This window comes from Streptomyces prunicolor NBRC 13075 (genome assembly GCF_000367365.1).
Classification (GTDB): domain Bacteria; phylum Actinomycetota; class Actinomycetes; order Streptomycetales; family Streptomycetaceae; genus Streptomyces; species Streptomyces prunicolor.
In genome coordinates this window covers 20,107-32,400 of the sequence record NZ_BARF01000094.1, presented here as the reverse complement: position 1 = coordinate 32,400, position 12,294 = coordinate 20,107, and the positions used below count along the sequence as shown (strand labels likewise).

Here is a 12,294-nt window from a genome sequence, read left to right as displayed (position 1 = left end):
CACTGACAACGAAGCGGAATCGGGTGGTGACCGAGGGTCAGTCTTCTTCGGGCAGCGCGCGGGCCAGGATCGTGTCGAGGTCGGCCGAGTCGGGGAGGGTGCCGAAGGCGTGCCCCCAGTCGCCGCCCAGCCGGCTCGCGCAGAAGGCGTCGGCGACCGCGGCGGGGGCGTGCCGAACCAGGAGGGAGGCCTGGAGGGCGAGGGCCATCTGCTCCACCAGGCGGCGGGCGCCGGTCTCGGTAGCCGTGCTCAACCCGGTCTTCAACCGGCTCACGGCCGTGTCCAGGCGGGCGTCCGCGCCCTGCGCCAGTGCGAGTTCGGCGAACAGCGCCTCCGCCGGGCCGGGGTCCCGGCTCAACGCCCGTAGTACGTCAAGGGCGTTGACGTTCCCCGAGCCCTCCCAGATGGAGAGGAGGGGCGCCTCGCGGTAGTGGCGGGGCATGCCCGAGTCCTCGACGTAGCCGTTGCCGCCGAGGCACTCCAGGGCCTCCGCCGTGAAGGCCGGGCCGCGCTTGGTGACCCAGTACTTGCCGACGGCGGTGGCGATCCGGCGGAACGCCGACTCGGCGCCGTCCCCGCGCACCGCGCGGTCGGCCGCACCCGCGAGCCGTAGCGTGAGCGTCGTGGCGGCCTCCGACTCCAGCGCCAGATCGGCCAACACGTTGCGCATCAGCGGCTGTTCGAGCAGCCGCGCGCCGAACGCGGACCGGTGCCGCACATGGTGACCCGCCTCGACGAGCGTCTTGCGCATGAGAGTTGCCGACATCATCACGCAGTCCAGGCGGGTGCAGTTGACCATCTCGATGATGGTCTTGACGCCGCGCCCCTCGGGCCCGACCAGCCAGGCGACGGTCCCGTCGAACTCGGGTTCCGAGGACGCGTTGGAACGGTTGCCCAGCTTGTCCTTCAGCCGCTGGATACGGAACGTGTTCCGGCTGCCGTCGGGCAACACCCGCGGCACCAGGAAGCATGACAGTCCGTCAGGCGCCTGTGCCAGCACGAGGAACACGTCGCACATCGGCGCCGACGTGAACCACTTGTGGCCGCGCAGTGTGTACACACCGGGTTCGGCGGTGGGGGCGGCTGTTGTGGTGTTGGTGCGGACGTCGGAGCCGCCCTGCTTCTCCGTCATTCCCATCCCGGCCAACAGCCCGCGCTTCTCGGTGGGCACACGCAGGACCGGGTCGTACACCCGACTCGTCAGCAACGGCTCGTAGACGGCGGCCAGTTCGGGCTGGGCGCGCAGGGCCGGGACGGCGGCGTACGTCATCGACGTCGGGCAGCCGTGCCCGGCATCGGTGTGTCCCCACACCAACCCCCGTGCGGTACGGGCCACATGGGCGCCGGGACGCTCGTCCGCCCAGGGCGCTCCGGCCAGCCCCTCGGCCACGGCGACGCCCATCAGCCGGTGCCAGGACGGGTGGAACTCGACCTCGTCGATCCGGTTGCCGTAGCGGTCGTGCGTACGCAGCTCCGGCTCGTGCCGGTTGGCCTGCTCACCCCACTCCTGCGCCTCCGCGCTGCCCGCCGCCCGACCGAGCCGCCGCACGTCCTCCTCGGCCCAGCCGGCACCCTCCCGGCGCAGCCCCTCCAGCAGGGCCGCGTCCTCGGAGGTGTCGTACGGGGTCAGGGGCGGGGGCTGGTTGGTGACGTCGTGCGTGGCGTTCCGCGGCAGCGGCGGTATGTGCGCGAGTGTCTGGGCCATACGGTCAGTGTTGCACTATTTATGCGACTGCATCAATGATGTAACACGAGAACCGCCACGTAGAGTGCGAGGCCATGCGGATGAACGTGTCAGAAGGGCCCGGCGAGGTGGACCTGCGCCCGCTGTCCGCGCGGTCGGTCGTCCTCAGCCTGCTGCTGGGCACGCATCCGCCCGAGCTGCCGGTGCGGGATCTGCTCCGTGCCGTCGAACCCCTGGGCGTCGCCGGCTCCACCCTGCGGGCCGCGCTCAGCCGGATGGTGGCCGCCGGCGATCTGCGCACCACGGACGCGGTCTACCGGCTCAGTGACCGCCTGCTGGAACGCCAGCGCCGCCAGGACGCCGCCGTACACCCCGAGACCCGCCCCTGGGACGGGGACTGGGAGATGACCGTCGTCACCGCGACCGGCCGCGGCCCCGCCGAACGAGCCGACCTGCGCGGCAAGTTGACCGCCCTCCGGCTCGCGGAACTCCGCGAGGGAGTCTGGCTCCGCCCGGCCAATCTGCTACGGCCCCGACCGGACGAACTCGGCGCGGTGGCCCGGCACTTCACCACCCGCCCCGAGGAGCCCGCCCGCGAACTGGCCATGAATCTATGGCCACTTGACGCCTGGGCGAAGACGGCCGAGGCCCTGCTCGCCCAGATCACCGCCACCGCGGACCGCCCGGCCGACCGCTTCACCGTACTGGCCGCCGCCGTACGCCACTTGCTCGCCGACCCGGTCCTGCCCCCCGAACTCCTGCCCACCGACTGGCCGGGCCCCGCCCTGCGCACCGAATACACCCGTCATCGGCGGGAGTTGATCGCGGCCGTGCTGGGGAATCCGGCCTGAGCGGTGTCCCGTGATCGATTGCGCGGCGATGGCGCGGTCGCGGGTGGGTGCTTGACCTGCGGTTCAGTTGCCGCTCAACCGCCAGCCACTGACATGGTCCGGTCCGGGATGGGCGTGGGCGTCGCCCGGCCGTGGGACCGGTCTTCGCCGGAGCGGCCGTGCGAAGCGTCGTGCGGGGACGCTTCGTACGGCCGCCGTCACCGGGTCGGGCTCACTTGTACGTGATGTCCGAGGACGCGTACTTGCAGTAAGTCCCGTCCGCGCCCGTGCCGTTGGTCGTCGGTTCCGCGCCCGTGTTGTTCCCGATGTACTTCTGGCAGGGGATCATCTTCTTGCTGGTGTCCCCGACGATCGTGATCGCCTTCAGGGTCGCGCTGTCGCCGTAGTTGGTGTTGATACCGACGATCCGGCTGCCCTTGTAGGTCGCCTCGATGGTGTTGAGGTTGATCGTGCGCTTGTACTGCGTCTTGCAGTTGCCGCACGAGCGGACGAACGTACCGAAGGTCTGCGCCGCGAAGTTGGAGACGTTGAGCGTCCCGGCGCCGTTGAACTGGAACACCTTGTCGCTGGCCTCCTTCGCGCCACCGCCGGAGACGGTGTACACGTTGGACGACGAGGAGCCGAGGAAGGTCGCCGCGTCCTCGCCGACGTCCTCCCACCAGACGTTCTGCAGCGTGCAACTGCCCAGGCAGTGGATGCCGTCGGCGGCGGGCGAGCCGATGATGACGTTCTTGACGACGGCACCGGCGGCGAGCTCCAGGATGGGGCCCTGGTCCTCGTCCTGGCTGCCCGTGCCCAGGTCACCGCTGCCGTACAGGCGCAGCATCCCGTAGTCCTTGGTGCCGGAGACCGAGATCGTCGAGGTCACCGCCTGACTGCCGCTAGCGGTGGGCCAGGTCGCGGCACTGGCCGGCGAGAGCGTGCCGGATGCCATGATCATGCCAACGGAGAGGCCGAAGGCGGCCAGTCCGCCGGTCAGTACGCGTGGTCGTACGGAAGAAGTCATGTCCCGATTCCTTCTCCGAGGTGGGGGAGTGGTCAGAGCTTTCCGGTGCCCGCGCCGGACGTCACCGAGGCGACGACGGTCGAGGCGGGCTCGGCGGTGTAGCTGTACGGCGGGCTGGTGAACGTGCCGACCCGCGAGATCTCGGTGGCGGCTCCACCGAGGTCGTTGCCGCTGAGGTTGGCGTAACCGTCCACGTCGCTGTCCCGGTTCGTCGTGACGGCGACCTCCGTGTCCCGGAAGACGTTGTTCTGGACGAACATCTGGGCGCCCATGCGCGAGTGCACGGCGGTCTCGGCGCCGACGACGTAGTTGTCGTAGAAGTGCCCGGTGCCGAAACGCAGGCTGGGGATGCGGGAGTTGACCTGGTCGAACCAGTTGTGGTGGTACGTCACCCGCAGATGCCCGGTGTCCTCGCTCGCGTTGTTGTCGCTGTGGCCGACGAGCGAGCCCTTGTAGTGGTTCTTGAAGGTGTTCCAGGAGACGGTGACGTAGTCGGAGGCGTGGCTGATGTCGAGCAGGCCGTCGTAGTAGTCCTTGCCGTGGTCGAGGTCGGACGAGAAGGCGTTGTGGTCGATCCACACCTTCGTCGACGCCTGCACCGTGATGCCGTCGGCCGGCGCGACCGGCTTGCTGATGTTGAGGTTGCGGACGACGACGTTCGTCACCTTCTTCAGGCGCAGCCCGCCACCGGTGAACCCGGACGCCGAACCGACGCCCAGGACCGTCGTGTTGGACCCGATGTCGACCTGACCGCTCAGCGAGATCAGGCCGTTGACCTTGACCACCTTCGAACTGCTGCCGGTGACAGCCGACTTGAAGGCGTCCAGCGTCGACACCGTGACCGCCGCGGCGCTACCGCCACCGGTCGTCCCGGCACCGAAACCGACCGGCGAGGAGTCGGCCGCCGACGCGGACTGGGGGAGCGCGAGCGCAGCCGCTACGGCGAGAGCGGTCGCCGCCAGAGCTGATCTTCGAGTACGCATGCGGGTGCGTCCCTTCGAGGGGATGGAGTGATCGTGTACGTGAACGATGTGCACCATGAAGGATCGCGCGGTCACACTTCTGAACGGAACGTAGAGTGCAAGCGCTTTCTAGTCAACGCTTGTGCAGAAACTATTCGAAGCGTGGGAGCGCTTCCATGGCACCCATGTCCATGTCACGATGCCGATTGTTCTCCCCGAAAGATGCCGCACGAGCCGCGATCAGGAAGGGACGATGACGTGCGCCCCACAGCCGCCGACACCCTCAAGTCATCGAGAAAACCGCCGCGTTCGGTACTCGTCGCCCTCTTCGGAGCACTGGTGCCCTTACTCGCGGCCCTGACCCTCATGGCACCCCCGGCCGCCGCCCGCACCGAGGCCGTCCCCACCGCCACCCTCACCGAGGTCACCGGCTTCGGCACCAACCCCAGCAACCTGCAGATGTACGTGTACGTCCCGGCCGCCGTCACCGCGCACCCGGCGATCGTCGTGGCCGTGCACTACTGCGGGGGATCGGGCCCGGCGATGTACTCCGGCACCGAATACGCCTCGCTGGCCGACCAGTTGGGCTTCATCGTCGTCTACCCGTCGGTCACCCGCGCCAGCAAGTGCTTCGACGTCTCCTCGCCCCAGGCCCTGCACCGCGACGGCGGCAGCGACCCGGTCGGCATCAAGTCCATGGTCGACTGGGTGACCGCGACCTACACCGCCGACACCTCCCGCGTCTTCGCCCTGGGCATCTCCTCCGGCGCGATGATGACGAACGTCCTGCTCGGCGACTACCCCGACGTGTTCGCGGCGGGCGCCGCCTTCGCCGGCGTACCGTTCGGCTGCTTCGCCACCACCGACGGCTCCGAGTGGAACACGGCCTGCGCGAACGGCACGGTCGTCCAAACCCCGCAGCAATGGGGCGACTTGGTCCGGGGCGCCGACCCCGGCTACACCGGCCCCCGCCCCCGCATGCAGCTGTGGCACGGCACCGCGGACGACATCCTGCGCTACCCCAACTTCGGCGAGGAGACCAAACAGTGGACGAACGTGCTGGGCGTCAGCCAGACCCCGGCCGCCACCGACTCCCCGGCGACCGGCTGGACCCGCACCCGCTACGGCGCCACCGGTGACCGGGCCCCCGTCGAGGCGATCAGCCTCCAGGGCGCCACCCACAACCTGTACACCTACGGCACGGGCGCCCGCGTCCTCACCTTCTTCGGCCTGAGCGGCGACGGCACCACGCCCCCTCCCTCGACCGGCCCCTGCAAGGTGACCGTCACGACCAGCGCCTGGAACACCGGCCTCACCGCCTCCGTGACCCTCACCAACACCGGCACCAGCACGGTCAACGGCTGGCAGCTCGGCTTCACCCTGCCCACCGGCCAGACCATCACCAACGGCTGGGGCGCCACCTACACACCGGCCTCCGGCACGGTGACGGCCACCAACGCGTCGTACGACGGCACGATCGCCCCCAACGCGAGCGTGACCATCGGCTACCAGGCGAACCACACCGGCAACAGCGCGGCGCCGACGGCCTACACGCTCAACGGGACGGCCTGCACGGTCGGTTGACCCCGTCCAGGGTGCGCGTCCGTCACCTCCGGCGCGCACCCTCGCCCTCAACTCCCCGCCGAGGAAGGCCGGTTCTGTGCAGCCAACGAGACGGACGGCGATCGTCGCCACCACAACCACAGCGCTGTCGGCCCTTGTCGCCACCAACCCCGTACGCGCCAACGGGAGTTCGGTGCCTGCTGTCGCGCACTGGGTGACCACCTGGACGGCGATGCCTCAACTCACCGAGCCCGGCAACCTCCCACCCGCACCCTTCACCGGAACCAAGTCGGTCCTGGCCGACACCACCCTGCGCCAGACGCTCCGTATCACCACCGGCGGCCGGAAGCTGCGCCTGCGCTTCTCCAACGCCTACGGCGACACCCCGCTCCCGCTCACCGCCGTGACACTGGCCCTCCCGCAGGACGGCAGGGCGGGAGCGAGCGCGATCGTGCCCGGCAGCAGTAGATCGGTCACCTTCGCCGGACGCAGATCGGCGACCGTCCCCGTCGGCGCCCAACTGGTCTCCGACCCACTGGACTTGGACCTGCGCCCCGCGTCCGTCCTCACCGTGACGACCTACCTGGCGACGGGCCAGCCCTCGCTCGCGCTCACCTCGCACCCTGGCTCGCGCACGACGTCGTACCTCCGCACCGGCGACCACACCGAGGACCAGGACCTGCTGCCCGGGGCGACCCCGGTCGACCACTGGTATCTGCTGAGCGACGTGGAGGTCCTGGCCCCGTGCGCCACCACGGCCGTAGCGATCCTGGGCGACTCGCTCACCGACGGCCGGGGCTCCACGACCAACGCCAACAACCGCTGGCCGGACCAGCTCTACGACCGGCTCCGCGCCCACCCCGACACCGCCGCCGTGGCGATCCTGAACCAGGCCGCCGGCGGGAACCGCGTCCTCAACGACGGCCTCGGCCCCAACGTCCTCGCCCGCCTCGACCGCGATGTCCTCTCCCGCAGCGGAGTCACCCGCCTCATCGTCTTCGAGGGCGTCAACGACATCGGCACCGCGGACGCGACCTCCGCCGCCCAACACCGGGTCACGGAAGACCTGTTGGACGCCTACGGCCAGATCGTCGTCCGCGCCCACGCCCAGGGCATCCGCGTCTACGGCGCGACCCTGCTCCCCTTCGGCGGCAACACCTACGACGACCCGGCGGGCGAACGCGAGTCCTCCCGCCAGGTGGTCAACTCCTGGATCTGCACGGCCGGTTGCTTCGACGCGGTCCTCGACTTCGACCGCGCCGTACGCGATCCCGCCGACCCGCGCCGCTTGCTCCCGGCCCTCCAGGTCGGGGACTGGCTGCATCTCAATCCGGCGGGGTACGGGGTGTTGGCCGCGACGGTCCCCGCCGGACTGCTGCGCTAGGCGGCCGGCTCTTGCACGGCGGCGGACGGGGCGGTCACGGGTGAACTCCCCTTCGCCGGAAGGTGGTTGAAGAGCAGGTTCAGCACGATCGCCGTCAGGCAGCCCGCGCTGATGCCGCTGTTCATCACCGTCTGGAACCAGTCGGGGAACTGCGCGTAGATCGTCGGCACCCCGACCGGGAGCACGCCCACGGCCACCGAGACGGCGACGACGGTGAGGTTGTGGTTGTCCTTGAAGTCGACCTGGGTCAGGGTGCGCAGACCGCTCGCGGCGACCGTGCCGAACATGACCAGGCCCGCGCCGCCGAGCACCGGCGCCGGAATCGCCGCGACGACCGCGCCGAGCTTGGGCAGCAGGCCGAGGACGACGAGGATGCCGCCGGCGACGGCTACGACCCAGCGGCTGCGGACCCGGGTCATGCCGACGAGGCCGACGTTCTGGGCGTACGCCGTGTACGGGAAGGTGTTGAAGATGCCGCCGAGGACGGTGGAGAGGCCGTCGGCGCGCAGTCCGTCGGCGAGCGAGCGCGGCTCTATCTTGCGGTCGGTCATCTCGCCCACCGCGATCAGGTCACCGGTCGTCTCGGTCATCGTCACCAGCGCCACCACCAGCATGGACACGATCGCCGAGGCGTGGAAGGTGGGCGTACCAAAATGGAAAGGCGTGCTGATGCCGACCCAGTCGGCGTCCCCGACCCCGCTGAAGTCCGTGAACCCGAACACCACCGCGGCCACGAGCCCCGCGGCCATGCCGATCAGTACCGCGATCCGGCTGAGGAAAGCCGGTGCGAACCGCTGCACCCCGATGACGACCGCGAGGACGAACGCGGCGAGAGCGATGTTCTTGGGCTCACCGAAACCCTTGGCGCCCTGCCCGCCGGCCGCCCAGTTGCCCGCCACCGGCAGCAGCGACAGGCCGATGATCAGGATCACCGTGCCGGTGACCAGCGGCGGGAAGAAGCGCAGCAACCTGCCGAAGACGGGGGCCAGCAGCGCGATCGCGAGCCCCGCGATGATCACGGACCCGTAGATTGCGGGCAGTCCGCCACCCGTCGTACCGATCAGCACCATCGGCGACACCGCGGCGAACGTACAGCCCTGCATGATCGGCAGCCGCACGCCGAACCGCCAGAAACCTATGCACTGGATGAGCGTGGCTATCCCGCACACCAGCAGGTCCGCGGTGATCAGATACGCCAGATCGGCGGCCGACAGCTTCATCGCCCCGCCCACGATCAGCGGCACCGCGACCGCGCCCGCGTACATCGCGAGCACGTGCTGGAGCCCGAAGGCGGCCAGTTGTCGTACGGGTGGGACCTCGTCGACGGGATGCACGGGTGTGGTCGTGGCCATGGGCACTCCTGAGCGGCGGAGAGGGAGAAAGGGGGAGGGAACATGCGAACAGAACGAGACCGTAGGCGCCTTGAACAGTTTGTTGATTTCTGGGTTGTTGCCGCTGTGTGTCATGCCCAGCTGGTATGGGTGCGCCCCGCACGCCGTTATGTGTGTGCCCCACGTACCGCCGCCAGCAGGGCGTCCCAGTCAGGCAGTTTGACCACACCACCCCGCCCGAGCGAGGCCCCCAACTCCGCCTCGGCCCGCTCGATGGCCTCCCAACCGTCCCACTCGACCGGTTCGACACCCTCCGCACGCAGCACGGCGAGCGGATCTTCGGACAGCTCCTTCGCTACGAGCGTGGAGGCGTCCGCGAGCAGGGACGTCACCGTCTCCTTGGCGTCCGGGCGGTTGGTGCCGATGACACCGGTCGGGCCCCGCTTGATCCAGCCGGCCACGTACTCGCCGGGCACGGTCCGTCCTTCGCGTACGACCCGGCCCGCCAGGTGCGGCACGGTGCCGTGCGCGGCGTCGAACGGCAGCCCGTCCAGCGGCACCCCGCGATAGCCCACCGAGCGCAGCACCAACTGCGCCTCGATCTCCTTGAATTGACCCGTACCGACCACTCCGCCCTGTCCGTCCGGCGCGGTGCGCTCGAAGCGGACCGCGCCCACGTGCCCCGCGTCGGCGAGGAGTTCGACGGGGCGGAGGAAGAAGCGGAGGTGGATACGGCGTGCGGTGTCACGGGTGGGCGGGTGCGCCCAGGCGCGGAGCGCCTCCACGTTGCGGCGTTGGCCCGCGGGCAGGGCGGGGAGGTCGAGGCAGCCCGGGTCGAGCGCCAACTCGGCCGGATCCACGGTCACTTCGGTGTCCGGGAGGCCGCCCAGTTCGCGCAACTCCTTGGTGGTGAAGCGGGCCTGCGAGGGGCCGCGCCGCCCGACCATGTGGATGTCCGTCACCCCGCTCGCGGCCAGCGCGGTGAGCGCCGCCTGCGGGATGTCGGTGCGGCTCAGCTCGGCCGTACCGCGCGCCAGTATCCGCGTGACGTCCACGGCGACATTGCCCACGCCGATGACGACGGCCGCACGCGCGCCGAGCACGAAGCCGTCGGCGGTGGAGTCCGGGTGGGCGCTGTACCAGGAGACGAACTCGGTCGCCGACCAGCTGCCCGGCAACTCCTCGCCGGGAATCCCCAGGTGGCGGTCGGTGGCGGCGCCCACGCAGTACACGACGGCGTCGTACAGCTCCCGCAGCCGCGCGGCCGGCAGTCCGCCGGGGCCCACGAGCACCCCGCCGAGGAACCGCACCCGCCCGTGCTCCAGGACCGCGCGCAGATTGTTCTGCAGCGACTTGATCTTCTCGTGGTCCGGTGCCACGCCGTAGCGCACCAGACCGTACGGGCACGGCAGTCGGTCCAGGACGTCGACCAGTACCCCGGGCTCCAACTGGACCAGACTCTGGGCGGTGTAGACCCCGCTCGGCCCGGAGCCGACGACGGCGACACGCAGCACGGCGGAACTCCTCACCCGTCAGGCACGCAGGAGAACGCTGATTCGCCAGACCACTGACACCTCCAGGATCGCACCACCGGTGCTCCGCTGACAGGGTGCCGAACGCATCCGTACGCGTCGGGGGCGCGCGTGTCCGTTCGTATGGAATGTGATCATGCGGTTACGTTGCGTATGTGCTAGAAGCATCCTTTGTTAATCTTTCCGATCGCTCCCCGGCGGACGGTGCGGTGTCCGTGTGGCCCGCGTGGGAAGTTCAGGAGCACGACGGTGCCACCTCGTGGTTCCACGTCCGGCTGGCCTTCCCCGACGGTGCCCGGGTCGACGCGCTCGCCGTGGTGTCCGAGCAACAGCTCTCCGTGGAAGACGTACGGGCCCAACCCGCCCTGTCCCTCGACGACTTGACGGTGCTGGCCGACTGGATCGAGGGTCCGCTCTTCGAGGCGTGCGGGCTGGAGTCGCCGGAGACGGGGGAGGATGCGGAGTCGGGCGGGGCGCGCCGGGCGCGGCCGGCCTGGCCGCGTGGCATCGAGGGGCGGTGGCAGATCGCGCAGGAGTACCGCGCCGCGCAGGAGGAGGGCGTCGATCCCGTCCTCGCGGTGATGTGCGCGACCGGGCACAGTCGGCGCCGGTCCCTTCGGCTCATCTCGCAGGCGCGGGACGCGGGGTTTCTGACGCCTCGTCATGCCCGGCGCTGAGCAAGGCCGTTACGCGTCGGAGGGCTCGGTCGGGCGGTCGTCGGCCGGGCGTTGGGGTGTGGGCAGGGGGGCGGGCGTGGACCTGTCGTCCGTCGCGAAGAACCGCGACAGGTCCGTGTCGACCGCTCCGACCCGCGCTCCGGCCTCCGGCGGGATCCCCAACTCCCAGTCGAGCCCGTACCGTTCGAACAACTCCGTGCGCAGCACCGGGATCGCCATCGGCACCCCGGGTACGAGCGCCGCGTAGACCGCGCCCATGAGCAGTGCGCGCAGCATGGGGTAGTCGGAGGGGACGTTCCCCGATCCGTACCGCGCGATGGTGTCGCCGAGGAGTTGGGACAGGCGCCGCTGCTCCGGGCACGAGACGAAGCCCTCGCCCTGGAGGAGTCCCGCCATGTGCTGGCGCATCAGCACGGGCCGGTCGTGTGCGAGGCCCAGGATCGCGTCGATGGCCCGCGCCATCCGCTCCCGCCCGTCGTCGGTCCGGGGCTCGCGCTCCAGGGCCTCCTCCAGCGTGCGATGCATCAGCCGGTGCACGGCGGACTGGACGAGCTGGCGTTTTCCGGGGAAGTAGTACGACACCAGTCCGCGCGCCGAACCGGCCCGGTCCGCGATGTCGCCCAAGGTCGTGGCCTCGTAACCGCGCTCACCGACCAGTTCCACGGCCGCGTGCAGGAGCCGTTCCCGGGAACGCCTGCGCAACTCTTCATTGACCGAGGCGCTGCGCGGGGACATGCTGTAACTCCTGCGTTGACTGGCTATCAGCCAACTATACTCAGGGCATCCGGGTCTCCCGTCGAGGGGGCCTGGCGCATGCTGCCGTCCGTCTGGGGCGACACGGGGGATCGTCTCAGGCGGGCGGCTCCTTTTCCGCCCAATGGTTTCCCTGGGCGACTTTTGACCCGGCGCCCGGCGCCGCCTTCTCGCACATCTGTCGCACGGCACGTGAACCGTCCCTAGAGTGGGCACGGGTGTCGAGCCGAGGAGGCGCACGGGCATGGAGCAGGACCAGCAGATTTTCGCGCGGATCAACGAGATGGTCGACGACGAGCGCAAGCTCCGGGAGGCCGTCGCGTCCGGCGCGATCGACAGCGCGACGGAACATCAGAGGCTCGGGCAACTGGAACGCGAACTCGACCAGTGCTGGGACCTGTTGCGCCAGCGTCGCGCCAAGGCGGAGTTCGGGGAGAACCCGGACGAGGCGCGGGTGCGGCCGGAGTCCGAGGTGGAGGGCTATCAGAGCTGAGTCGGGTGAGTTGACGTGCGTCGGCGTGCGTTGACGGGTGGGGAGGTCGCGTCGGCCA

Annotated in this window: 11 protein-coding genes; 5 read left to right on the top strand and 6 right to left on the bottom strand. The window is 70.1% G+C overall.

From position 1 onward, the window contains the following. Nucleotides 1-37: 37 nt before the first annotated feature. A complete protein-coding gene (locus SPR02S_RS39800) occupies nt 38-1,705 on the bottom strand; it encodes an acyl-CoA dehydrogenase family protein (protein ID WP_019062610.1) in 1,668 nt (555 codons plus the stop codon). Between the two features lie 74 nt (nt 1,706-1,779). Between SPR02S_RS39800 and SPR02S_RS39795 the strand changes: the two genes are divergently transcribed. Beyond that, nucleotides 1,780-2,535 carry a PaaX family transcriptional regulator C-terminal domain-containing protein gene (locus tag SPR02S_RS39795; RefSeq protein WP_019062609.1) on the top strand — a complete coding sequence of 252 codons (756 nt, stop codon included), beginning with the start codon at nt 1,780-1,782 and terminating at the stop codon, nt 2,533-2,535. A gap of 211 nt (nt 2,536-2,746) precedes the next feature. On the opposite strand, the gene SPR02S_RS39790 is transcribed toward SPR02S_RS39795, so the two are convergent. Further along, nucleotides 2,747-3,541, bottom strand: a complete 795-nt coding sequence (locus SPR02S_RS39790; RefSeq protein WP_019062608.1) for a pectate lyase — start codon at nt 3,539-3,541, stop codon at nt 2,747-2,749. A 32-nt stretch (nt 3,542-3,573) separates the two neighbouring features. Next, complete coding sequence (locus SPR02S_RS39785) at nt 3,574-4,524, bottom strand: pectate lyase family protein (RefSeq protein ID WP_026151276.1); 951 nt, start codon at nt 4,522-4,524, stop codon at nt 3,574-3,576. A gap of 237 nt (nt 4,525-4,761) precedes the next feature. On the opposite strand from SPR02S_RS39785, the gene SPR02S_RS39780 reads away from it, so the two are divergent. Both SPR02S_RS39780 and SPR02S_RS39775 read left to right on the top strand, forming a co-directional pair. Then, complete coding sequence (locus SPR02S_RS39780) at nt 4,762-6,087, top strand: extracellular catalytic domain type 1 short-chain-length polyhydroxyalkanoate depolymerase (protein WP_019062606.1); 1,326 nt, start codon at nt 4,762-4,764, stop codon at nt 6,085-6,087. Nucleotides 6,088-6,163: 76 nt separating this feature from the next. Continuing rightward, nucleotides 6,164-7,450: an SGNH/GDSL hydrolase family protein gene (locus SPR02S_RS39775; protein ID WP_019062605.1), complete on the top strand. Its 1,287-nt coding sequence runs from the start codon at nt 6,164-6,166 to the stop codon at nt 7,448-7,450. Here the strand turns inward: SPR02S_RS39775 and SPR02S_RS39770 are convergent. Further along, nucleotides 7,447-8,802, bottom strand: a complete 1,356-nt coding sequence (locus SPR02S_RS39770) for a nucleobase:cation symporter-2 family protein (RefSeq protein WP_019062604.1) — start codon at nt 8,800-8,802, stop codon at nt 7,447-7,449. The genes SPR02S_RS39775 and SPR02S_RS39770 overlap by 4 nt on opposite strands. 146 nt (nt 8,803-8,948) lie before the next feature. Next, nucleotides 8,949-10,295, bottom strand: a complete 1,347-nt coding sequence (locus tag SPR02S_RS39765; RefSeq protein ID WP_019062603.1) for an FAD-dependent oxidoreductase — start codon at nt 10,293-10,295, stop codon at nt 8,949-8,951. Nucleotides 10,296-10,522: 227 nt separating this feature from the next. On the opposite strand from SPR02S_RS39765, the gene SPR02S_RS39760 reads away from it, so the two are divergent. Beyond that, complete coding sequence (locus tag SPR02S_RS39760; RefSeq protein WP_019062602.1) at nt 10,523-10,990, top strand: DUF6214 family protein; 468 nt, start codon at nt 10,523-10,525, stop codon at nt 10,988-10,990. Between the two features lie 9 nt (nt 10,991-10,999). Here SPR02S_RS39760 and SPR02S_RS39755 read toward each other — a convergent pair whose 3' ends face one another. After that, nucleotides 11,000-11,725, bottom strand: a complete 726-nt coding sequence (locus tag SPR02S_RS39755; RefSeq protein ID WP_019062601.1) for a TetR/AcrR family transcriptional regulator — start codon at nt 11,723-11,725, stop codon at nt 11,000-11,002. A gap of 262 nt (nt 11,726-11,987) precedes the next feature. Here SPR02S_RS39755 and SPR02S_RS39750 point away from each other — a divergent pair, with 262 nt between their 5' ends. Next, on the top strand, nt 11,988-12,236 hold the full coding sequence (locus SPR02S_RS39750; protein WP_019062600.1) for a DUF2630 family protein: 249 nt from the start codon (nt 11,988-11,990) through the stop codon (nt 12,234-12,236). Nucleotides 12,237-12,294: the final 58 nt, after the last annotated feature.

Excerpts from the sequence above, each read along its gene's own strand:
- SPR02S_RS39800 (WP_019062610.1), bottom strand. The coding sequence starts at position 1,705 with ATGGCCCAGACACTCGCGCACATACCGCCGCTGCCGCGGAACGCCACG.
- SPR02S_RS39795 (WP_019062609.1), top strand. The coding sequence starts at position 1,780 with ATGCGGATGAACGTGTCAGAAGGGCCCGGCGAGGTGGACCTGCGCCCG.
- SPR02S_RS39790 (WP_019062608.1), bottom strand. The coding sequence starts at position 3,541 with ATGACTTCTTCCGTACGACCACGCGTACTGACCGGCGGACTGGCCGCC.
- SPR02S_RS39785 (WP_026151276.1), bottom strand. The coding sequence starts at position 4,524 with ATGCGTACTCGAAGATCAGCTCTGGCGGCGACCGCTCTCGCCGTAGCG.
- SPR02S_RS39770 (WP_019062604.1), bottom strand. The coding sequence starts at position 8,802 with ATGGCCACGACCACACCCGTGCATCCCGTCGACGAGGTCCCACCCGTA.
- SPR02S_RS39755 (WP_019062601.1), bottom strand. The coding sequence starts at position 11,725 with ATGTCCCCGCGCAGCGCCTCGGTCAATGAAGAGTTGCGCAGGCGTTCC.
- SPR02S_RS39750 (WP_019062600.1), top strand. The coding sequence starts at position 11,988 with ATGGAGCAGGACCAGCAGATTTTCGCGCGGATCAACGAGATGGTCGAC.